Origin of the sequence: Niallia sp. HCP3S3_B10 (assembly GCF_052064465.1) — a bacterium.
Lineage (GTDB): Bacteria > Bacillota > Bacilli > Bacillales > Cytobacillaceae > Niallia > Niallia hominis.
Genome location: NZ_JBQHVO010000002.1, coordinates 24,783 through 46,916, shown reverse-complemented (window position 1 = coordinate 46,916; position 22,134 = coordinate 24,783). Strand labels below are relative to the sequence as shown.

General features: G+C 35.2%; 19 protein-coding genes and 1 riboswitch. Of the genes, 4 read left to right on the top strand and 15 right to left on the bottom strand.

Annotated elements, in window-relative coordinates:
- Window positions 1–100 precede the first annotated feature (100 nt).
- Window positions 101–1,105 (bottom strand): sensor histidine kinase, encoded by a 1,005-nt coding sequence (locus ACTNDN_RS01770; RefSeq protein ID WP_441130605.1) that lies wholly within the window; start codon window positions 1,103–1,105, stop codon window positions 101–103.
- A 1-nt stretch (window position 1,106) separates the two neighbouring features.
- A complete protein-coding gene (locus tag ACTNDN_RS01765; RefSeq protein WP_031540685.1) occupies window positions 1,107–1,790 on the bottom strand; it encodes a response regulator transcription factor in 684 nt (227 codons plus the stop codon).
- A gap of 167 nt (window positions 1,791–1,957) precedes the next feature.
- Here ACTNDN_RS01765 and ACTNDN_RS01760 point away from each other — a divergent pair, with 167 nt between their 5' ends.
- Window positions 1,958–2,989 (top strand): DUF3231 family protein, encoded by a 1,032-nt coding sequence (locus ACTNDN_RS01760; protein WP_441130602.1) that lies wholly within the window; start codon window positions 1,958–1,960, stop codon window positions 2,987–2,989.
- Between the two features lie 75 nt (window positions 2,990–3,064).
- Here the strand turns inward: ACTNDN_RS01760 and ACTNDN_RS01755 are convergent, their stop codons facing one another.
- From ACTNDN_RS01755 to ACTNDN_RS01735, 5 genes are all read right to left on the bottom strand, one after another.
- Complete coding sequence (locus ACTNDN_RS01755) at window positions 3,065–3,772, bottom strand: polysaccharide deacetylase family protein (RefSeq protein WP_441130600.1); 708 nt, start codon at window positions 3,770–3,772, stop codon at window positions 3,065–3,067.
- Between the two features lie 158 nt (window positions 3,773–3,930).
- Window positions 3,931–4,092, bottom strand: coding sequence for a DUF4025 domain-containing protein (locus ACTNDN_RS01750; RefSeq protein ID WP_441130598.1), 162 nt, complete (start codon window positions 4,090–4,092; stop codon window positions 3,931–3,933).
- Window positions 4,093–4,174: 82 nt separating this feature from the next.
- Window positions 4,175–4,957, bottom strand: coding sequence for an ABC transporter permease (locus ACTNDN_RS01745; protein ID WP_441130596.1), 783 nt, complete (start codon window positions 4,955–4,957; stop codon window positions 4,175–4,177).
- Window positions 4,958–4,963: 6 nt separating this feature from the next.
- The gene (locus tag ACTNDN_RS01740; protein WP_031539409.1) at window positions 4,964–5,767 is read right to left on the bottom strand and encodes an ABC transporter permease; all 804 of its coding nucleotides are present in this window, start codon (window positions 5,765–5,767) and stop codon (window positions 4,964–4,966) included.
- A 5-nt stretch (window positions 5,768–5,772) separates the two neighbouring features.
- The gene (locus ACTNDN_RS01735) at window positions 5,773–6,750 is read right to left on the bottom strand and encodes an ABC transporter ATP-binding protein (protein ID WP_441130594.1); all 978 of its coding nucleotides are present in this window, start codon (window positions 6,748–6,750) and stop codon (window positions 5,773–5,775) included.
- A 297-nt stretch (window positions 6,751–7,047) separates the two neighbouring features.
- On the opposite strand from ACTNDN_RS01735, the gene ACTNDN_RS01730 reads away from it, so the two are divergent.
- The gene (locus ACTNDN_RS01730; protein WP_441130592.1) at window positions 7,048–10,437 is read left to right on the top strand and encodes a glycosyl hydrolase; all 3,390 of its coding nucleotides are present in this window, start codon (window positions 7,048–7,050) and stop codon (window positions 10,435–10,437) included.
- Between the two features lie 86 nt (window positions 10,438–10,523).
- Here ACTNDN_RS01730 and ACTNDN_RS01725 read toward each other — a convergent pair whose 3' ends face one another.
- Complete coding sequence (locus ACTNDN_RS01725) at window positions 10,524–11,870, bottom strand: amino acid permease (RefSeq protein WP_441130590.1); 1,347 nt, start codon at window positions 11,868–11,870, stop codon at window positions 10,524–10,526.
- Window positions 11,871–12,210: 340 nt separating this feature from the next.
- Here ACTNDN_RS01725 and ACTNDN_RS01720 point away from each other — a divergent pair, with 340 nt between their 5' ends.
- Window positions 12,211–13,167 (top strand): ribose-phosphate diphosphokinase, encoded by a 957-nt coding sequence (locus tag ACTNDN_RS01720; protein WP_031539403.1) that lies wholly within the window; start codon window positions 12,211–12,213, stop codon window positions 13,165–13,167.
- Between the two features lie 194 nt (window positions 13,168–13,361).
- On the opposite strand, the gene ACTNDN_RS01715 is transcribed toward ACTNDN_RS01720, so the two are convergent.
- The 4 genes from ACTNDN_RS01715 to truA all read right to left on the bottom strand — a co-directional run bounded on the left by ACTNDN_RS01715 (window position 13,362) and on the right by truA (window position 17,919).
- The gene (locus ACTNDN_RS01715) at window positions 13,362–14,561 is read right to left on the bottom strand and encodes a phosphoglycerate dehydrogenase (RefSeq protein ID WP_235252786.1); all 1,200 of its coding nucleotides are present in this window, start codon (window positions 14,559–14,561) and stop codon (window positions 13,362–13,364) included.
- Window positions 14,562–14,669: 108 nt separating this feature from the next.
- Window positions 14,670–14,749, bottom strand: a riboswitch (ZMP/ZTP riboswitch).
- Between the two features lie 92 nt (window positions 14,750–14,841).
- On the bottom strand, window positions 14,842–15,456 hold the full coding sequence (gene nadD, locus ACTNDN_RS01710) for a nicotinate (nicotinamide) nucleotide adenylyltransferase (protein ID WP_031539401.1): 615 nt from the start codon (window positions 15,454–15,456) through the stop codon (window positions 14,842–14,844).
- A gap of 21 nt (window positions 15,457–15,477) precedes the next feature.
- Complete coding sequence (locus ACTNDN_RS01705) at window positions 15,478–16,929, bottom strand: nicotinate phosphoribosyltransferase (RefSeq protein WP_251629841.1); 1,452 nt, start codon at window positions 16,927–16,929, stop codon at window positions 15,478–15,480.
- Between the two features lie 252 nt (window positions 16,930–17,181).
- Window positions 17,182–17,919 (bottom strand): tRNA pseudouridine(38-40) synthase TruA, encoded by a 738-nt coding sequence (gene truA / locus ACTNDN_RS01700; protein ID WP_031539398.1) that lies wholly within the window; start codon window positions 17,917–17,919, stop codon window positions 17,182–17,184.
- Between the two features lie 253 nt (window positions 17,920–18,172).
- Between truA and ACTNDN_RS01695 the strand changes: the two genes are divergently transcribed.
- The gene (locus ACTNDN_RS01695; protein ID WP_349204927.1) at window positions 18,173–18,565 is read left to right on the top strand and encodes an SET domain-containing protein; all 393 of its coding nucleotides are present in this window, start codon (window positions 18,173–18,175) and stop codon (window positions 18,563–18,565) included.
- A gap of 127 nt (window positions 18,566–18,692) precedes the next feature.
- Here the strand turns inward: ACTNDN_RS01695 and ACTNDN_RS01690 are convergent, their stop codons facing one another.
- The 3 genes from ACTNDN_RS01690 to ACTNDN_RS01680 all read right to left on the bottom strand — a co-directional run bounded on the left by ACTNDN_RS01690 (window position 18,693) and on the right by ACTNDN_RS01680 (window position 22,013).
- A complete protein-coding gene (locus ACTNDN_RS01690) occupies window positions 18,693–20,210 on the bottom strand; it encodes a glycine betaine uptake BCCT transporter (RefSeq protein WP_441130585.1) in 1,518 nt (505 codons plus the stop codon).
- A gap of 97 nt (window positions 20,211–20,307) precedes the next feature.
- A complete protein-coding gene (locus ACTNDN_RS01685) occupies window positions 20,308–21,375 on the bottom strand; it encodes a Gfo/Idh/MocA family protein (protein WP_441130583.1) in 1,068 nt (355 codons plus the stop codon).
- The gene (locus ACTNDN_RS01680) at window positions 21,372–22,013 is read right to left on the bottom strand and encodes a YesL family protein (RefSeq protein WP_031538748.1); all 642 of its coding nucleotides are present in this window, start codon (window positions 22,011–22,013) and stop codon (window positions 21,372–21,374) included. The genes ACTNDN_RS01685 and ACTNDN_RS01680 overlap by 4 nt, the downstream gene beginning before the upstream one ends.
- Window positions 22,014–22,134 lie beyond the last annotated feature (121 nt).

Below are 22,134 nucleotides of genomic sequence, written 5' to 3'. Positions count from 1 at the left end.
CCTACCCGCACAGCAGTTTCTCGCTTTCATCCCTTCTTAGAACGCCAATCTCTTATATTTATTGCCACTTCTTTTCGCTTGCTTTAATATTCCAATCACACTAAATAACCTGTTTATAAAACTTAATATGAAATGTAGTCCCTTCCCCTAACTTACTTCTCACTTCAATATCACCATGCTGGCTTTTGATCATACTATATGCCATCGCCAGCCCTATACCGATGCTATCTTCACTTGCGTTTTCTCCCTTATAAAATCGTTTAAAAATATAAGGTAAATCTTTTTTTGCGATGCCTTTTCCAGTATCCTGAATAACGATTTCTGTAAATAATACATTCTCAGAAAATCGAATATGTATTTCTCCACCTTCAGGGGTATGCTCCACACAATTTTTCAAAATATTAATAAGCGCTTCTGCTGTCCAATTAAAATCTCCTATAAAGGTAACATCCTCATCTCCCATAATTGCATGAGCCTGTCCCTTAATATCCATGGGAATTAATATTGGTTCTACTGCCTTATAAATCAATTTTTTGACATCCACTTGCTCCTTTTTAAAAGGAATCGTCCCGGCATCCATTTTCGATAATTTTAATAAGGAAGAAACAAGCCATTCCATTCTTTCAAGCTGAATCGAAATATTGTTCGTAAATTCACGTCTTCTTATTTCCTCCAACTGTGGATTCCGTAATAAATCAGTCATGACAAACATGGAGGTAAGTGGTGTTTTCAATTGGTGAGAGATATCGGAAATTGCATTTGTTAGCTTTAACTTTTCCTCCTGTAGATGTGCACTCTGCTCCGATAGCATTAATGTAACCTTATAAATATTGTTTTTTAAAATACTCAATTCACCTTCTACATTATCCCGAATATCCAGACTTTCATCTCCGTTACTTATTTGCTGCAAATAACTCGATAGCTTATCTATTTGCTTATATCGATATCTTGTAAACTGATAAAAACAGCCCAAAACGATAACAAGCACGCTAAGTAAATATACTGCGACTGAAATAGAATAGGCTAAAGCAGCATAGACAATAGCAAAAAAACTAGTGATTACTAAAATAATAGTGAGGATTTTCACTTCTCGATTACGAATCATATCAATCTCCTACCTTGTAGCCAAGTCCACGAATGGTTTTGATAATGGTGGGCTTTTGAGGATCATCCTCTAATTTCTCGCGGAGCCTTTTAATATAGACTGTTAAAGTATTATCATTAACAAAATCTCCCGCCACGTCCCATATTTTCTCTAATAGCTGGCTTCTTGTTAATACTTGTCCGATATTATTAGCAAAAATGAGAAATAAGCGGTATTCTAGCGCTGTAACCATTACTTCCTCATTCCTTTTATAAATTTTCCCTTCCAATGTGTTAATCCGTATAGAATCTATTTCTATTAGTGGATTATTCTGCAACTGCTTATTATACCGTCGCAAAACAGATTTAATTCTTGATAGAAGTTCTCTTATGCGAAATGGTTTTGTAATATAGTCATCTGCTCCCATATCGAGTCCCATAACAACATTCACTTCATCATCTAAAGCAGTCAAAAAGATTACAGGCTTATCCGATTTTCTTTTTACATACTCACATAGCTCATAGCCAGAACCATCTGGTAGAGACAAATCAAATAAACATAATTCAATATCTGTTAATTGCTCTTCTAAAACTCTTTTTGCAGTTTTTGCGTTAAAGCATGTAATTGTTTCATACTTTTCACTTTGTAAACTATATTCTAAACCCGTAGCAATGGTTTTATCGTCTTCCACTATTAATATTTTCATTATATTCTCCTATATATTTTCTTTTTTCTGTATTATTCTAAACGATTGATGTACAGAGGGAAAGCAATTCTCCTATTAATATCAATCAAACAATCGGTACATACACTTAGCATACAATAAGGAATGATGGAGAATAATAAAATAAAACAAATCAAAGGAGTTTTGTCATGGACACGCGTGAACCACTGAATATACGTTCAACAAAAACGGCCCTCACTAAAAAGCTTACATCAGCAGAAATGGGGAAACTTTGGGCGACTTATACGGGAAACAGCATGTCTAAATGCTATCTCCATTTCTTCCTTCAGCATGTGGAGGATCAAGATATTAAAAATTTATTAAAAAAGGCTTATAAATTATGTAGTGAATTCTTAAATACGACAGAAGGCATATTTAGGAAGGAGAATTTTCCAATTCCAAAAGGTTTCTCTATAGAAGAAGATGTAAATCTTGATGCCCCACGTTTATTTGAAGATGAATTCTATGTGCATTATCTTAAATATACTGCCAAAGCAGGGATGAGTATTTATAATATAGCTGTACCACTAGTCTTCAGAGAAGATATTAGGGAATTTTTTATTTATTGTATGAAAGCTACTATGGATTTAATAGAGCAAATCAACGAACTGCTAATGAAAAAAGGACTGATTAGTAAACCAGCTATTATTCCATTACCTGAAAAAGCTGAATTTGTTCACAAGGATTTTTTAAATGGATTTTTTGGGCACATAAGACCTTTACATGCATTAGAAATCGCTCATCTTTATGACAATATTGAAAACAATACTGCAAGCAAAGCATTAATTATGGCTTTTAGCCAAGTTACAGAAAATGAAGAAATTCGCGAATTATTTATTAGAGGAAAAAATTTCACTCATAAGCATGTAGAGCTTTATATGGAAAAACTACATAATGAAGATTTACCAGCACCATCATTTATTGACCATTTAATAACAACGTCTACCATTTCTCCTTTTTCTGAAAAAATAATGCTATTTCATAAAGTGGATATGTTTTCCATGAAGATTAGATCATTTGGAAACTCGGTTGCAGTGAATGGCAGACATGATATAGGTTTTATGTATACAAGAGGCTTAATGCAAATAGCGTCGTTTGTAGAAGATGCCGCAAAACTTATGATTAAAAATGGCTGGATGGAGCATCCACCTTATGCAGCAAAAAGAGATACGTTAAATTGATAGATGAATAAACAATAAAAAGGTGTCTGGTTTTGTCCAAATACCTTTTTATTGTTATTCTCCAACAACTGCCTTTTATTTATCTCCGTCTAATTGCTGGAGCTCATTAACAGTAACAAATGTATATCCTTCTTCCGTTAATGCTTTTAAAACACCTTCTATTGCATTCAATTCCTCACCCGTTTGATCATACATAGGATGCATTAAAATAATGGAACCAGGCTTCACTGATTCTTTCACATAGTTTACTTTTTTCTCTGCCACTTGATAATAAGTATCTGGCTCGATGTCCCAAAGTATCGTATCCATATTGGCTTTTTTCAAATAATAAGGAAGTCCAATAATCTTCTTCCCATTTGGCGGTCTGAAATCAATTTCACCTGTATATCCTGCTTGTTCAATTAATTTATTTGTGTCTTCTATTTCTTTTTTTATAAAGGAATATGATTTAAAAATCATACGTTCGTGAGAATAGGTATGATTTCCAAGTTGATGACCATTTTTTGCAATTTCCCTTGCTAATTCAGGACTTTTTTCTATTTCATTACCGATAAGAAAAAAAGTCGCTTTTGCATCATATGTATCTAATAATGCTAATATCTCCTCCACATTTTGTGTTGGTCCATCATCAAATGTTAACGCAACTACCTTCTCATTAGTCTCTACATGATTGGTTAATCCTCCAAATAACTGAAACGTTCTTGCATTCATTAGTTTATAGGTGCTAAATAAAAGGAGGAATAGAATCAATATTCCAATTACGATAAGCCATATTTTTTTCATCCCTAAACAGCCTTTCTTTCACAAATTTTCACCACTCCCCATTATACCTTATATAAGATCCTTAATTAACTAACTATCTATCATAAACAAAATGGAGAAGAATGATTACTCATTCTTCTCCATTTTGTTTATCGTATTTATAGAAAAACAAGGAATTATTAATTACTTTTTCCTTTTTTCTTGTCAATCGTTCCTTCTGTTAAACTAGTATTTGCCTGGTCATGAGTTTCTTTCATACCTTTTGAAGCCTCATCCTTTTGTTTCTTCTCATTAGGTTGATGTGTTTTACCCGCTGGGCTCGTTGTTGATTCTTTACTCATTTTCTAAACGCCTCCATTTTAGATGATATAAAATTATCTACTAGTTTTATACCACTTTTAATAGAACAGAAAACATCATCTTTTAAGAACCAGTTGATCGATAATGTCGCACACCAAATATCCAGACAAAAATACAAGGAAGGATAAAAAATATTCCTGCTAGAGGCGCAAGCATGTATAACCATTCATCCTTTCCTCCTTTACCTAAAAGGTATAATAAAGGTAAATAATTGACACTTCCAAAAGGAATCACAAACGTAAAAAAGCGTGTCACCCATTTTTGATAAATATTTAACGGATACTGGGCCATTTCTCTACCGCCATCGGTAAAAATATTCGCAATCTCTAAACCTTGTATGGTCCAAAAGCTAAGGGTCGCTGCCAAAATAAAGATTCCTGTGAAAATGAAAACCCCGCTTATTATCATTAAGAGTAGGGTTATCACCTTCATGAAGCTCCAGTCAATTGCTAGATTATTTAAAGCCCATCCTAGTACGATGACACTCTGTAATAATCGGCCAACTCTAGTAAACTCGAATTTAGAACCTAGGACTTGCACAAAAGTTGTTCTTGGCCGTACAAGTAATCTGTCAAAATTACCACTTGCAACGAGACTGGAGAAATTATCAAATCCCCTTGCAAAGCATTCACTTAATGCAAAAGCCATATGGATGATAGCAAAACAAAGGGCAACCTCATAAAAATCCCAGCCCTTTATTTGTCCAAATCGCTCAAATAAGAAGTATAATCCAGCAAAAGCAGAAAACGGAACAAGAAATTGCCCTAATGATAACAGCCAGAATGATGTTCGATACTGCATTTGTGATTTAAATAATACGAGAAGGTATTGAAAATAAAGTTTCATCTAGCTTCATCCTCCTTGCACAATTATTTTTTTCATCGCCTTTTGTAATGCTATCTTCCCAAAAAAAGCAAGTACGAACAGCCAAGCGAGCTGAATAAATATACCCTCAACCGCTTCTCCATTGGGAATATTCCCTGAATAAACACGGAACGGAAAATCAGCCGTTAATCGAAAAGGAAGGAGATAAACAATTTGTTGGAGCCACTCTGGCATTAATGGAATAGGAACAACCATCCCAGCAAAAAACTCCCCTACTACACCAAAGACTAAAAGTGACCCCATTGGCGATAATGTGATAAAAACAGAAATATAAATAAACATAGAAATAGCTACTAAAACCAATAGTCCTAATAAAAGAGAGAGACAAAATAACAAGAACGTTTTTACATCTGGAGGCAACATCAGCCGATAAGCTGGTGGCAGCAAAAAAGCCAGCAATAATATTGGAAAACACCTTAATAATGCGCTAGCCAATCGCTGGGCAAGTAATTTACTAAACCAATATTCATATATCCCAATTGGCCTGCATAGCTCATAAGCAATATTTCCTGTTGTGATTAAGTCAAATAATTCATTATCACGAAACCATAGCATAATAAAAGCTAAAAAAGATTGCTGAAGCCATAAATAAGTAACCAATTCTTCTAAAGAAATTGGTTGATTTGAGCTTGCTTGGGCATAAAACGCCTGAAATATCATAATATAAATAAATCCCCAGAAAAACTGTGTAGCCACTCCTGCCAATGCAGCGGCCCGATACTGCATCCCATTTAATAATCGCAATCTTAATACAGCAATATACGGTTTCATTGTCCTCATATCTCATACTCCTTATAAAGCTGTACAATTATATCTTCAATTGGCTGGGATGTCACTGAAATATCAACTAAATCAAGGGAATGAGACAATTTCATGATTACTTCCGATACAGAGACTATCGTAGTATCCACACTTATTATGGCTCTTTCCTCTGTCCAAGAAATCGGAGTAGTACCAGGAATTTGAATGGGACTAGTACTTGATTTATAGTCAAGTGTTATAGTGCGATGGGAACCAAAACGGCTTCTTAATTCCTGTAAATTTCCATCATATAATAAGCTCCCTTTCCCTACTAAAATGACTCGATCACAAAGTGCCTCAATATCGAACATATCGTGTGTTGTAAGGATAACGGTTACTTTCTTCTGCTTATTGATTTTTTTTATAAAATTTCTTACAGCAATTTTGCTTACTGCATCAAGACCAATCGTAGGTTCATCTAAGAAGAGAATTTGTGGGTTATGTATTAGGGAGGCTGCAATTTCACAACGCATGCGCTGTCCTAAACTGAGCTGTCTTACTGGTGAATGTAGAATATCCTTTAATTCAAGTGTTTCTATTAATAGGGATAGCGTGTCGTTATACTCCGTATCTGGTACCTGATAGATATCTTTTAACAAGGCAAAAGAATCGATTACCGGGACGTCCCACCATAGCTGGGAACGTTGTCCAAAAACAACACCGATATTTTTTACATATTCTACTCGATCCATCCATGGTGTATAGCCCATAATTTCACAACTGCCACTATCAGGAACTAAAATACCGCTCATCACTTTTATCGTCGTTGATTTGCCTGCACCATTTGGCCCGATATAACCAACAATTTCTCCAGTATTAATCGTAAAACTCACATCATTTAATGCATGAACAATCTTGTGTTCTCGATGTATGAGAGCTTTCAAACCTGCTGCCAATCCCGTTGTCCTTTTTGCAACCTTAAAGGACTTATTGATACCTTCGACTTTAATCAATGCATTTCCCTCCTTTTTCCAAAGAAGACTATAATAGCATTCTAGTTAAGAAGGTGTCAATTAGTTTTTTGTTTTTTTAAAATTTATCTATTATGCAACAAAGAAATAAAACTTAAAAACCCCAACTAAGCATGAAAAACTAGATTAATATATATATTAACTTATACTTTTTTTAAAAAAATATAGACAATTACATTAAAAACTATTGATTTTTATCTTCATCCTCCTTTATTATATTGTTGTAAAGCGCTTACAAAATTTGTTAAGAATAACAACCAAACTAATTAGGAGGTATTTATGAAGAAAATTTTTCGGTATTTTGTAGTTTGTCTTGTCTTATTACTTGCTCTTCCTAGCCCAACACTTATCCAAGCTCAAAGTAGTACATTTACTAGTAGAGAATTAAAAATGGCGGATCCAAATGCATCTACGTATTCAAAGGAACTATTTGCATTTTTACAAAATAGCAGTGGTGAACAAATCTTATTTGGTCAACAGCATGCTACTGACGAAGGGTTAACATTAAAAGAGTCTGGAACCCGTGTTGGCTCAAAAGAATCTGAGATTAAGAATGCTGTTGGCGATTATCCGGCTATCTTTGGATGGGATACTGGCAGTATTGATGGAAACGAAAAGCCAGGAATTCCAGGAAATATTCAACAAAGCATTAAAAATACAGCTACTTCCATGAAAACTGCTCATAAACTTGGTGGTATTATCACGTTAAGTATGCATCCGCGCAATTTTGTTACAGGTGGTAATTACAATGATACGACAGGAAATGTAGTAAAGGAGATTCTTCCTGGTGGTTCTAAACATGAGGAATTCAATGCTTGGTTAGATAATATAGCTAGCCTTGCACATCAATTAAAAGATGATAATGGAGAGCCTATTCCGCTAATTTTTCGTCCTTTCCATGAACAAACTGGTTCTTGGTTCTGGTGGGGAGCGAGTACAACTAGCCCATCCCAATATAAAGCAATATACCGATATACAGTGGAATATCTACGTGATGTAAAAGATGTACACAATATTCTATACGGCTTCTCTCCGGGCTCAGGATATAGCGGAGATACAGAACGATATTTAGAAACATATCCTGGTGACGAGTATGTAGACATTTTCGGGATAGACAGCTATGATAACAAATCGAATGCCGGCTCTGCTTCCTGGCTTAACGGACTCATTGACGATTTAAAAATGATTGTCCAATTGGCAGAAGAAAAAGATAAGATTGCTGGGCTAACAGAGTTTGGTTATAGTGCATCTGGTATGAATCAAACTGGAAATACACTTGATTGGTATACTCGTGTATTTAACGCGATAAAAGGAGACACGACTGCGTCAAAAATTGCTTATATGCTGACATGGGCTAATTTCGGATGGCCGAATAATATGTATGTTCCCTATAAAGATATTGACAGTGAATTAGGTGGCGACCACGAGCTCCTACCTAACTTTCAAAAATTTTATGAAGATGACTATTCTTCTTTCCGAAATGAGGTAACTGGAAAAGTATATGGGCAAGGAATTAACTATACAACAGCACCACACGGAAGCCTCCTTTATGTATTATCACCAACTAGTGGAACAATCATAACAGAGCAAACAACTACCTTACGAGTAAAAGTAACTAATGATCCTAATGCTACGGTAACATATAAAGAACTTGGAACGGAGACAGAGCATAGAATGGAGCTCGACTCTTCTGGTAACTTTACAGCTGATTATTCACCTTCAGCTCATTTGAATGGCGGAGTTACTGATATTGTTTTCACATATTACTCAAATGGACAAAAAATTCAAGAAGAAACTGTACGACTATATATAAAAGTACAAGAAATCACAATAAAAAAGCTTACATTTGATACAGACATCAATGATATAAAAAGTAATGGAACTTGGCCATCAGAAGGGGTTACCTATGAGTTATCTCACGAAACACTTAACGGAGACGGTAAGGCAAAATTTTCTGTGCAAGGGATGAGTCCAAGTGAATCATGGCAAGAGTTAAAGCTAGAGTTAACGAATCTCGATTCTATCAATCTGGCAGATGTGAAGCAAATCAGGTTTGATGCCTATATTCCTGTAACTGCTGGAAATGGATCCATTCAAGGAATTGTCCAGCTCCCACCAGACTGGACAACGAAATACGGCATGAATGAGTCAAAAGAGCCGCTTACTGAATTAGAAACGATTACGATAGACGGAAAGGACTACATAAAATATGAAACTACTATTTCTGTTCCTTCTGCTTCTGAAGCAACCGGAATTGCTCTATCACTTGTTGGAGACCAATTGCAACTAACAGAAATTTATATTGATAATATCGAATTGCTAAATACCTATAAAGAAGCTGCTGCAGATCCATATCTTGTCGATAACTTTGAATATTACCTTGGAGATGACGACCTCTTAAATCGTAACTATTCAAGTAATGGGGATCCAATCCAGATTTCCCTATCATCTGATGCAAAGCAAGGAGGCACATATGGGTTAAAATATGATTATATCATTGGAAATGCAGGATATGCAGGAAAGCAAACATCTCTTCCGACAGTAGATTGGACGGGGAAAAATGCAATCCAATTCTGGATGAAGCATCAAAGTCAATCACATCATCTAACCGTGCAAATTCAAATGGGTGGTGTTAGTTTCGAAAAGAATATTTCCCTTGAACAAGAATTCGAAGGTGTTGTTACAATTCCTTTTTCAGAATTTGCTCCTGCTGAATGGGAAAGTAATCAAACCGCTGTTATTGACCAAGCTAGAATTCAAAAGGTAACTCAATTTGCTCTTTATACAGGTGGAGAAAAAGGAAGTGGTACTCTTTATTTTGATGACATATGTGCAATCGAAGATAAAGACTCCCCTACTATTCCAGAAGAAGTAGGGGAAAATGAGGAAAAAAATACAGACCCTATTTTTTATCACTTCAATAAAGATTTAGAAGGTTGGGAAGGTGGAAACGCCATTATCGAACAGGACCATTTGAAAGCCTCAATTAAATTAGGAGAAGGGGAAAAAACTGAAATTAAAAAAACTGCCTCCTATGATTTGACCGGATATAACTACATCGTTGTCCAATTAAAACATGATGAAACTGGTACGCTTGCAGATCATCCATTAGAAGTGAAGTTTTTTACAAAAGCAGGAAACTGGAATTGGTCTGATTCTGGCAGTACAACTATTAACAAAGAGGAATATACCAAACTCATCTATGATATCTCAAACTTAGAAAATAAAAATGCTGTCCAAGAACTAGGCATGGAATTTAATGGACCAGTAGGTTCAGCAGATTCTACAAATGCATTAATAGATTATGTTGCGATTGTGACTAGCTTAGATCAATTACCTTCCGAGGAAGAAGCAAATACAGAGGAAGAGAATGAAGAGGAACCTAGTATAAATACTCCAGATAATCCTGATATAGATGATGATCATTCTCTGAATGATCAACCTAATTCAGAAAATCCGCCAGTCGTTAATCCAGATAAAGGTAACCAAACCATTGATATACCCCGGGCTGGTGATAACGATACAAATATAGATACAAAAGGAGAGAACAGTTTGCCAAACACTGCAAATAATCTCTATAACTTCTTACTGTTCGGCATACTACTCCTACTAGGTGGTGCTATTGCTCTCTATTTTTCTTATCGAAAGAAATGGATAAAATCCTCCTAAACAAAATAGATTGTTCCCTCAAATAATAATGAGGGAGCAATTTTTTTGAATTTAATCATTATAGGATAAATTAATCAGAATGAATATTACTTACGATTCCATTTAACTTGATATATTACTAATAACAAAATAAACCACACTGGTGTCACAATTAACGCGATTCTTGTATCCTCTGCGAGTGCTAAGACAACAAGTACAAATGCTAGAAAAACAAGAATAATATAGTTAGCAACAGGGTACAGCGGCATCTTAAACTTATTCTTCGCAGCTAGCTCTGGTCTTGTTTTTCGATATTTCATATGACAAATAACCGTAATTGCCCAAATATAGATAAAACAAACCGTAGATATACTTGTTATTAATGTAAATACACCCTCTGGCATGAAATAATTTAAAATAACCGCAATTAACACAACTATAACTGAAAAAAACAAAGCATTTGATGGAACTTGATTTTTAGTCAGTTTAGCTAGTGCTTCTGGAGCATTCTTTTCCTTTGCTAAAGCATACGTCATTCTACTAGTACTAAAAATCGCACTATTACATGCAGATGCAGCAGAAGTTAAAACAACAAAGTTAACTATTCCAGCAGCAGCAGCTATTCCCACTGCCAAGAAGACTTGAACAAATGGGCTTTTCGCTGGATTAATAGCATTCCAAGGATAAATGCTCATGATGATAAGCAATGCTCCCACATAAAAAATCAAGATTCGAACAGGGATATTATTGATTGCTTTTGGAATAACCTTTTCAGGATTCTCTGTCTCACCAGCTGTTAATCCGACTAATTCAATGCCGACAAATGCAAACACAACCATCTGAAATGAAAGGATAAATCCGTGCATCCCATTTGGAAACATTCCATCATGGCTCCATAGATTGGTAAAACTAGATGGGCCAGCATTTGTTGAAAAGCCTTTAACAATCATAATAAAACCAATAATGATCAAGCCAATAATCGCAATTATTTTAATTAAAGCAAACCAAAATTCCATTTCACCAAATAGCTTAACAGTAGCTAAATTCATAATCAGTAATACCATTAAGGCGATAAAGCCTGGTAACCATTGCGGAATATTTGGAAACCAGAACTGTGTATACATGCCAATGGCTGTTAAATCTGCCATTGCAATGGAGATCCAGCAGAACCAATACGTCCATCCTGTTACAAAAGCAGCCCTATTTCCAATATAATCATGAACAAAATCAACAAATGAATGATATTCAAGATTCGATAAAAGTAATTCTCCTAATGCACGCATAATCAGAAAACAAATAATACCTGTAATAATATATGCAAATAAAATAGAGGGTCCTGCTAAATTAATGGACTTACCCGCTCCAAGAAAAAGGCCGGTACCAATCGCTCCCCCAATGGCAATTAATTGAACATGTCTGTTTTTCAAGCCTCTAGACAATGTTTCTTGCTGCATTTAAAATCACTCTCTCTTCATTTATACTATTAAATTCTATTATGTAACAAAATCAACGAATTATAGTTTAGCACATTATAAAGGAACATTCACGAATCTCTCTTCTTATTGTGTTAAAAGAGAGATTCGTGAGCAACATGATTAATTTTTATGCTTTTAGAATATGCTATTATAGATTAAATACTGTACTATTAGGAAGAAATGTTTAAGAAGTTTCATTCTAAAAATGCTATAATTGGTTGAAATACAAATATCGGTATCCTACAATACTTATAGTAGGAGCTATTCTTTAGGTAGATTGAGGTAGCTAAGTCTGTTCAGATTATAGGAGGAACCATTCATGGCCAATACATATCAAGGAACAAAACTAAAAGTTTTTGCTCTTAATTCATCCCCTGCTCTAGCCCAAGAAATAGTAGAGCATCTAGGTACTGAATTAGGAAAATGTACCGTTAAAAAATTTAGCGATGGGGAAATTCAAATTAATATTGAGGAAAGCGTCCGTGGTTGTGAAGTATTTATTATTCAGTCCACTTGTGATCCTGTAAATCAAAGTATTATGGAATTACTCATTATGATTGATGCCTTAAAACGCGCTTCTGTTGAAACGATTAATGTCGTCATTCCATATTATGGATATGCACGTCAGGATAGAAAAGCACAACCAAGAGAGCCAATTACGGCTAAATTAGTTGCCAATTTAATTCAAAAATCTGGTGCAGACCGTGTTATCACATTAGATTTGCACGCACCACAAACACAAGGCTTCTTTAACATTCCAGTGGACCAATTAGTAGGAATACCACTGCTTGCAGACTACTTAAATACAAAAGAGTATGCAAGTGATGTAGTAGTAGTTGCCCCAGATCACGGTAGTGTTACTCGTGCCCGAGAGCTTGCAGATCGATTAAAAGCCCCAATCGCAATTATCGATAAGCGTGGCCCAAAAGATATTGGTCCTCGTGAGGTAAACATTGTCGGAAACATTGAAGGAAAAACAGCCATAATTGTAGATGATATTGTTGATACATCTTACCGCATTACGACTGCTGCAAAGGCATTACTTGAGAATGGGGCAGAAGAAATATATGCATGCTGTGTCCATCCTGTTTTATCTGAACCAGCAATTGATATGATCCAGGAATCTCAAATCAAGGAATTGATTGTGACAAACAGCATTCCACTTCCAGAGGAAAAGAGAATTGACAAAATTACGCAGCTATCGATTGCTGAATTACTAAGTGATGCCATTAGCCGTGTTTATGAGCATAAGTCTGTGAGTGTGTTGTTTAAATAATCTGTTAAGGCTAAAGGTTGTCCACTGGGCAGCCTTTTTGAATGGATTTAGTAGAAATAACTAGTTGGGTTGGATTATTTCCTCTCTACTTTAGATCATTTAACTAATTACCAAATAATACGAACCCACCTCAAAAATAAAAAATAGACTCCTTTTCAACCAGGAGTCTATCAAATCGTATTTATTTCTCCACTTTAGATAACTCTCATTGTTACGATTCCATCAATCTCTTTTAATTGCTTAGAAAGCAGTGGGATGATTTCATCTGCTACTTCGTTATCGATATCAATCATCGTGTAAGCATACTCGCCACGACTTCTGTTTATCATATCAGCAATATTCAACTGGTAAGTAGAAATTGCTTGTGTTATCTGTCCTACCATATTAGGAATATTTAGATGGAAGGCTGTAACACGACGTTTTCCTGTGTATGGGATGGATGCATTTGGAAAGTTTACAGAGTTTTTAATATTACCTGTTTCCAAAAATTCCTTTACTTGGCGAGCTGCCATAACAGCGCAATTTTCTTCAGACTCTTCAGTAGATGCACCTAGATGAGGAATAGCAATCGTATTCTTCATTTGCAGGACATTTTCATTCGGAAAATCTGTTATATATCGTCCTATTATGCCTTCTTCTAAAGCAACAGCTATATCAATTTCATTTACTAGCTCGCCACGAGAGAAGTTTAAAATTTGCGTACCAGGCTTCATTAAGTCGAAAGCTTGCTGATTAAACATTCCCTTCGTATCTTTTGTTAACGGCACATGGACTGTTATATAATCAGATTCTGTAAATAGCTGTTCTAATGTCATAGCTCGCTGCACATTACGTGATAAATTCCAAGCTGTATCTACAGAAAGAAAAGGATCATACCCAATGACATCCATATCTAGAGCAAGGGCATCGTTTGCAACAAGTGCTCCGATTGCTCCTAAGCCAATGACACCTAAAGTTTTTCCTTTGATTTCGTGCCCAACAAATTGTTTTTTACCCGTTTCCACTAGTTTTGGAATTTGGTCACCTTCAGCAAGGAGTGTTTTTGCCCATGATACACCTTCAAACAAATTTCGAGATGAAGCCATTAATGACATAAGCACCATTTCTTTTACTGCATTTGCATTAGCACCAGGTGTATTAAATACAACAATTCCTTGCGTTGTACATTGCTCAACTGGAATATTATTGACACCTGCTCCCGCTCGGGCAATTGCCTTTACATTCTCTCCTAATTCCATACCATGCATATTAAAGCTGCGCAAAAGAATTGCATCAGGGTTATTGCTCGTATCGTCAATTGTAAAATTTCCTTTTTTAAACACACTTAGGCCACTTGCAGCAATATTATTTAATGTCTTAATAGTCTTTACATCTTTAACAGTCGTAGTGCTCATCTCCATTGCTCCTTTTCATTCAATTATATTCTTTTTACGCTTGGTTAATACGTTTACCTTTCTAAATGAAATCATCTAAAAAAGAAAAAGGCAAAGGAGTATATCCCTTACCTCTGCCCAGGCGAACGACATACGACACTATGTGCTCCCCTACGGTTTTCCGTATTTCGCCAGTTACACATAGCCTTTAGATTGCCTTCATTCTATCAGACTATTCAGTAATCATCAATGACTAATTTCTTATTAATTTTGTGTTTTTTCATGCTTTTTTTAGAATGGTTTATTGGTATAATTTATTTTTCTTTATATATTCATAGCATTTTTCTGGCAAAAGATACCTCGGTTCCCCACCTATCGCAAATTCTTCCCGTATATAGGTAGAGCTTATTTCCATTGCCAATCCCTTATCTAAGAGATGAAAAGTGCTCCCATCGTCATGATTACGGAGGATTGGCGATCGGCTTATGGCTGAAAGCATATCAATTCCATTTCTAGCCATTACAATAAACCGATTTTCTGCTATCAACTCCTCTCCTTTTGTCCACATACCTCTTCCAATATCAACCAATAAATCAGCACCCATAATAAAGTACACACTATCCTCTGGAAAAAGCTTTTTAAAATAATTCATCGTATGATACGTATAGATTTCCCATCCATCTTGCATCATTTCATAATCATCTAAAGAAAACTTCTCATTATCCTCTATTGCCATGTTCACCATCTTTATACGATGTTCATCTGCTGTTTCCATTGTTTTATCCCGTCGCTTACTGGAACAAGGAAGAAAAATAACCTTGTCTAATTTACAACGATGGGCAACAGTGCTAGCCGTCCAGAGATGAACATTTGTTATTGGATCAAAGGATGATCCGTAAATCCCTATTTTACCCAATTTATCCTCTCCTTAAAAAGGTTAAACGCTGCGTGATTTCTCTTTCATTTTTTCTATATAGCTTCGCTTGTTTTCCCAGCATGCTTTACTTAAATCGACTGGATACTCTTCTGGATTAAGCGTTCGCTTATATTCATTCCATAGATAATTCAGGTTCTCTTTAGCCTTCATTTGAATATCTTTTAATGCTGGTGGTTCAAACTGGATATGCCCGTTTTTTATAACTGGATGATGTAATTCGATGGTCCTGTAATTCGTCACCACTTTATTCAAATATGGATGAACAGGATGAAACATTTTTAATGGTTCTTGTGTTATTACTTCATTTGCCAGTGCAATGTAATCACCCTCAGCATGGTCATTTTCATTATTTATAATTCGATATACTCTTTTCTGACCTGGCGTAGAAATCTTTTCCGGATTTCCAGATAATTTAATGGTATCCTCCATTATACCTTGTTCATTTTCTATACTGACTAATTTATATACAGCGCCCAGTGCTGCTTGATCAAATGCAGTAATTAACTTTGTTCCAATTCCCCAGATATCAATTTTTGCTCCTTCTGCCCGCAAATTCATAATGGTATACTCATCTAAATCATTAGAGGCAATAATTTTCGTGTCAGAAAAGCCCGCTTCATCAAGCATTTCTCTAGCTCGCTTTGAAAGATACGCCAAGTCTCCACTGTCTAAACGAATCCCCTTAAAGTGAATCTTATCTCCAAGCTCCTTTGCCACTTTTATAGCATTGGGAACACCAGAGCGGAGTGTGTCATATGTATCAACAAGGAAAACGCATTCTTTGTGGGTGCTGGCATAGCTTTTAAAAGCCTCATATTCGTCTTGATATGCTTGAACAAGTGCATGTGCATGTGTTCCAGATACAGGGATATTAAAAATTTTCCCTGCCCTTACATTACTCGTCGCCGAAAACCCACCAATATAGGCAGCTCTTGTTCCCCATATCGCTGCATCCATTTCTTGCGCTCTTCTTGTCCCAAACTCCATTGCCGTCTGCTCTCCAATAACCTGCTTCATTCTCGCAGCTTTTGTTGCAATAAGTGTTTGGTAATTAACAATATTTAATAATGCCGTTTCGATTAATTGCGCCTCCGCAATTGGGGCTTCTACTCTTAGAATCGGTTCATTGGCAAATACTAGCTCCCCTTCCTCCATGCAATATATGTCACCAGAAAAAGTGAAATTTTTTAAATAAAGAAGAAAATCCTCCTTATAACCTCCTTCATTTCGTAAATAGTCCAAATCGCTTTGTGTAAACCGACAATTCTTTATATAAGATAAAATCCGTTCAAGACCAGCGAATATAGCAAAACCATTTCCAAAAGGGAGTTTGCGAAAGTAAAGTTCAAACACAGCTTTTCGTTCATGTTTTTCATCTCTCCAATATGTCTCCATCATATTAATTTGATAAAGATCTGTATGTAGCATCAGACTGTCATCCGCATAGTTCATTTATTTTCCTCCTCTTGCTATATTCATTTCTACTTCAAAAGCAAAGTCCCTTCCCTTAGCATGTGACAAATCTCTGTTTGTTATATAATTATCCGTTTATTTATTAAATCATTCTCTTTTGGGCTAAGCTTTTTATATTTGCACTACAATTTTTTAAGGAGGAAACGTTCATTTAAAACAAAACCATTTTTAACTATAAAAAAAAGCAAGTAGTTTCTTACTAAAGAACCTACTCGCTTTTACCTATTTCTTTTAAAACTGTACCTTTTCTAAAAATAACCCATTTGCTTCTGCCATCATTCCTGTCAGACTACGATCTTTTTCTGCAATAATTGCTGGAATAGCATCTGCTTCGATTTTTCCTAGCCCAATCTCTATTAGTGTTCCCACTATTTTTCTTACCATGTTGTAAAGAAAACCATCACCACTGACACGAATTTCAAGAAACCCTTCCACTTCTTTTATATCAATGGAGTATATTTCTTTAACCATTGACTTCTTCTTAGATTTAGCGTTCGAGAAAGCTGTAAAATCATGTTTACCAACAAAATAGGCAGCTGCTTGCTCCATTCTTTTTACATTTAGCTTTTTCTCTACATGCATACTATATTTGCGCATAAAAGGATTGGTATACGATTTATTCCAAATTTTATACACATAGGTTTTATCCTTTGCATTATATCTTGCATGAAAACGATCAGGAACGATTGCTACTTTCGAAATACTAATATCATTTGGTAAGTAGTGATTTAGATAATTCATGACCTCTTTTTCCGTCATTTCTTTGTTCATTTTGAAGTTAGCAACTTGTGATAATGCGTGTACACCTGCATCTGTTCGGCTGCAGCCGATAATTTCAATCTTTTCTCCTACCATTTCTGTCAGGACGTTTTCAATTTTCCCTTGAATGGATTGGTCCCCATTACCGAGGCGTTGCCATCCTTTATACCGTCCACCATCATATTGAATAAGCAATTTATAATTTTTCATTTTTTCTCCTGTCTCTTCCTTTTTATGTTCTTTATTAAAAAAACGTAATCCAATTCTAAAATCATTACGAAAACCTAAAGAATCGTACTCATTATACACTATTATCTCCAAATTCTTCATTAGTTAAAAAGTCAGATTATAACTGAAATGCTTCATTTTTTATAAGTTTTTCATTAATTTATTTCCTAAATAAAAGAATCAATGTTAGAGTAAGAGATAGCAGTAAACTATAAAGAGTTGTAGGTGAACAATAATGATAGAAATTAAAACATCCCCCCTAAGCGATGGGGAATTCAATAGAGGCGTATTTGCTACTTGTGATATTAAAAAGGGGACCTTATTCCATGAAGCTCCTGTTGTTCCTTATCCAAATGAACAACATAAGTATATCGAAAGAACGGTATTAGAAGATTATGTATATGAATATGGTATTAATCACAGTGCAGTTGTTCTAGGTTACGGCATGCTTTTTAACCATTCGTATGAACCAAATGCGACTTATGAGATTAATTTTGATAAACATACTTTTGATTATTATGCTTATAAGGATATAAAAGCCGGCGAAGAAATTTTAATCAATTATAATGGGGAAGTCGATGATTACGAGCCATTATGGTTTAATAAAGATAAAGAAGAAGAAAATTAAATTCGTCACTGAAAATTTCCCCAAATAAAATATGTTGATGGGAGCGGATATGTAACATTTCCGCTCCCATCAACATTTTAGCATGCAACAAAAAGGTAAACAAAACCTCGATTCTGAAGACTCGATATTATTTCGAGCTTTTTTTCTTCTTCCACTTTGATTCATATTCCGCTTTTTCCTGATGTACTTCCTTCAATAGACTTACTGTCATTAAAATCATTATTAAGGAAAAAGGAAGAGCCGCAATAATCATCATATTTTGTAATCCATCTAATCCGCCAGAATAAAGTAATACAAGGGAAATCGTCGTAAGCAATACCCCCCAAATGACTTTAATCCGATTACTTGGATTTTGTACGCCATTTGCAGATAGCATCCCCAAAACGAATGTTCCTGAATCGGCAGAAGTAATAAAGAACACAGCAACCAATAAAATAGCCAATAGGGATAGTAAAGCACTAAGTGGATAATGCTCTAAAAGGGCAAACAATGTTTCTTCTGTAGCAAAAGTTGATATAGTACCTAACCCTTTATGTTCAAGATACATCGCATTTCCACCGAACACAGAGAACCATAAAAAGCCAATTACTGATGGAATAAATAGTACGAACGTTATAAATTCACGAATCGTTCTTCCTTTGGAAATACGAGCAATAAAAATACCTACAAATGGTGACCACGCAATCCACCAAGCCCAATAAAAAATCGTCCACGCATCTATCCATTGGCGATTCTCACCATTTAAAGGCGCAATTCGGAAACTCATGCGCACTAAGTTTTGTAAGTAGCTTCCAATTGTATCTGTAAATAAATTGAGGATAAATACTGTATTCCCCATGATAAAAACAATCAAAAATAGAACGAAAGCTAATATCATATTCGTATTACTAAGGATTTTAATCCCTTTGCCTAATCCAGTAAGGGCTGAAAGTAAAAACAGGACGGTGACAATTACTATAATAATAAATTGTGTTAAAAAAGTGGAAGGAATATCATACAGAAAAGAAAGCCCCCCATTTATTTGCACCGCTCCGAAACCTAGCGTTGTTGCAATCCCTGTTACTGTTGCAAAAACAGCGATAATATCAATAATTCTTCCTGCTCTTCCTTCCATTGAATTACCTAGCAATGGCTTCAAGGTTGAACTGATTAATGTTTTTCCACCTTTCCTAAAGGTCGTGTAGGCAAGGCTTAAAGCAACAATCCCATATACTGCCCATGCATGAATTCCCCAATGGAAATAGGTATATCTCATTGCATCTTTTATGCCTTGATCTGTACCAATTTCATTTGTCGGAGAGCTAATTGCATAATGACTTAGTGGCTCTGCTGTCCCATAAAAGACAAGGCCGATTCCCATTCCCGCACTGAAAAGCATCGCTAACCATGCTAGTCTTGAAAACTCAGGCTTATCGTCAGGTTTTCCTAATTTTATTTTACCTACAGGACTTATTAATAAGTACAAACAAATTATCACGAAAAACGTGACCACAATTAAATAATACCAACCAAAAGAATCTGTAATAAAGGATTGGACACTAGCTGTGCCTTCCTTAAGTGTATCTGGTGCAAGAGCTCCTACTAACACAATCAACAAGATTATGATTATAGAAACATTAAAAACAAGATGATCTTTAAACTTCATATAATAAATTCTCCTTCTAATCGAATAATAACCTATGTACAAATAGTCGCCTAGTTATTATATCCGTAATTAGGAGAATTAAACAAGGACAACCCTTTCAGCTTTCTAACGCATCTATCATTTTCCCTGGTTGATTACTGGACTGGATTATTGCTTCTAACACTTGTTGATTCCTTAGTCCTACTTCAAAATCTGGAAAACCTGATCCTATTTTCCCCTTTAGCATTTGGGCAAAATCCTCCCATTCAGACAAGTATACAGTTTTTGGAACATGCATTTTTTTCTCCACAACCTCAGCCGTCCCATCATCAAAATGTATCAAATTCACTATCTCTTCTTCCATTGTATTTGCATGAATAGTTCCTTTATCACCGTATATGGACACATCAAACTGATTCCCTGAGCCTATAGCATTTCTTGTTGTTTGAAATGTACCAACTATGCCACTTTCCATTTTTGCCTGAAAACATACAAAGTCGTCAATAACGAATTCTTTCCATTCATTCGATTGCTCCATTTTTCTTTTCTTAATAAAGCTTTCCATTTTAGCTGATACTTCTTGAAATGATCCAAATAAATAATATGCCATATCAATCATATGGGAACCTAAATCGCCTAATACTCCTGTTCCTGTGACCGCAGGATTAAAGCGCCAAACATAGGGAGTATCATAAGGTAGTGCTCCCCACCCTTGCAGATACTGAATAGAAAAATTCATTATTTGACCGATTTCCCCTTTATCTAGTAATGCTTTTACAAATCGAAATGCTGGTGTATATCGATAACTAAACCCTACCATACAAAGAATAGGTTGTTGCTTATATTTTTCAGCAAGCTGTTTCGCTTCCTCATAGTCCAATGTTAACGGCTTTTCTGTTAAGATAGGCATGTTTTTTTCGATACAATATTCCAATATTGGCGCGTGTACATTATTGGGTGTGATGGATACAACTGCATCTACTTTTTGAGAATCAATTAACTTACGGAAATCTATATATTGATTTTCCGATTTAATAGCTAATCGCTCTCCGACTTTTTTTAGATTTTTGTTATTTGAATCACAGATTGCATCAATTTGAAACGTTCCGACATTCTGCAATCCCTTTATATGAGACTGAGCCATCCCACCAACTCCAATTAATCCTATCCGTATTTTCTCCATCATACTTCTCCTCCTTTTTTGTTTTCATATTTTGAAAAAATCCTTTTAAATATAATCGAATTCACAAAAGTCAAAATGGAAAGTCCACCAAAGGTAATGAAATAGACACCTGTTAAAAAACCAGTAAAAGAGGATAAAAAGAAAACAATAGGCACTATATTGATCATTAGTACCAGTAATAAATATGGAAAGTGAAAGCCTCCAATCAATAAAGAATTTACAACTGCTGTTTTTATTGAATCTTCAAATCTAGATATATAGGGAAAAATAATTACGAACAATGTAAGATATAAAAAGCTAAAGATAAGGGTTAGACTCATAAAAATAACTTTCCAAATCCCATTGGTGTATACAAGATAATAAATATCTCCAAGTAGAATTACGCCAATACCTATCAGGAGAAACCAAATAAGGGAGCTCTGTTTTAAATTCTTTTTAAACGACTGGATAAAACTTATCCAAATGGAGGGATGTTCTCCTCTTGCTATTTTAAAATGAACCGAATACAAAGCTGTTAGCGAAGCACCTATCGTGACAATAGGAAGTGAGAAAAGAATAAAAATAATATTCAATAAAAGAACATCTACTATTTTCGCTAAATTCCTGCTGATGGGACTATCGAGTTGAAAGAATGTACCCATTTCATTCACCTGCCTTTTCAACAATAAATAATTCACTTCCTATTAGATAATCAAGTAGTCTTTTATAAAGAAACAACAGTCAGAAATAAAAGTTTAATTCTGACTGCTGCACTTCGTACTT

What these genes read in the sequence shown, in the direction of transcription:
- ACTNDN_RS01770 (WP_441130605.1), bottom strand. Translation starts at nt 1,105, where the DNA reads ATGATTCGTAATCGAGAAGTGAAAATCCTCACTATTATTTTAGTAATC.
- ACTNDN_RS01765 (WP_031540685.1), bottom strand. Translation starts at nt 1,790, where the DNA reads ATGAAAATATTAATAGTGGAAGACGATAAAACCATTGCTACGGGTTTA.
- ACTNDN_RS01760 (WP_441130602.1), top strand. Translation starts at nt 1,958, where the DNA reads ATGGACACGCGTGAACCACTGAATATACGTTCAACAAAAACGGCCCTC.
- ACTNDN_RS01755 (WP_441130600.1), bottom strand. Translation starts at nt 3,772, where the DNA reads ATGAAAAAAATATGGCTTATCGTAATTGGAATATTGATTCTATTCCTC.
- ACTNDN_RS01750 (WP_441130598.1), bottom strand. Translation starts at nt 4,092, where the DNA reads ATGAGTAAAGAATCAACAACGAGCCCAGCGGGTAAAACACATCAACCT.
- ACTNDN_RS01745 (WP_441130596.1), bottom strand. Translation starts at nt 4,957, where the DNA reads ATGAAACTTTATTTTCAATACCTTCTCGTATTATTTAAATCACAAATG.
- ACTNDN_RS01740 (WP_031539409.1), bottom strand. Translation starts at nt 5,767, where the DNA reads ATGAAACCGTATATTGCTGTATTAAGATTGCGATTATTAAATGGGATG.
- ACTNDN_RS01730 (WP_441130592.1), top strand. Translation starts at nt 7,048, where the DNA reads ATGAAGAAAATTTTTCGGTATTTTGTAGTTTGTCTTGTCTTATTACTT.
- ACTNDN_RS01725 (WP_441130590.1), bottom strand. Translation starts at nt 11,870, where the DNA reads ATGCAGCAAGAAACATTGTCTAGAGGCTTGAAAAACAGACATGTTCAA.
- ACTNDN_RS01720 (WP_031539403.1), top strand. Translation starts at nt 12,211, where the DNA reads ATGGCCAATACATATCAAGGAACAAAACTAAAAGTTTTTGCTCTTAAT.
- ACTNDN_RS01715 (WP_235252786.1), bottom strand. Translation starts at nt 14,561, where the DNA reads ATGAGCACTACGACTGTTAAAGATGTAAAGACTATTAAGACATTAAAT.
- ACTNDN_RS01705 (WP_251629841.1), bottom strand. Translation starts at nt 16,929, where the DNA reads ATGAACTATGCGGATGACAGTCTGATGCTACATACAGATCTTTATCAA.
- truA (WP_031539398.1), bottom strand. Translation starts at nt 17,919, where the DNA reads ATGAAAAATTATAAATTGCTTATTCAATATGATGGTGGACGGTATAAA.
- ACTNDN_RS01695 (WP_349204927.1), top strand. Translation starts at nt 18,173, where the DNA reads ATGATAGAAATTAAAACATCCCCCCTAAGCGATGGGGAATTCAATAGA.
- ACTNDN_RS01690 (WP_441130585.1), bottom strand. Translation starts at nt 20,210, where the DNA reads ATGAAGTTTAAAGATCATCTTGTTTTTAATGTTTCTATAATCATAATC.
- ACTNDN_RS01685 (WP_441130583.1), bottom strand. Translation starts at nt 21,375, where the DNA reads ATGATGGAGAAAATACGGATAGGATTAATTGGAGTTGGTGGGATGGCT.
- ACTNDN_RS01680 (WP_031538748.1), bottom strand. Translation starts at nt 22,013, where the DNA reads ATGGGTACATTCTTTCAACTCGATAGTCCCATCAGCAGGAATTTAGCG.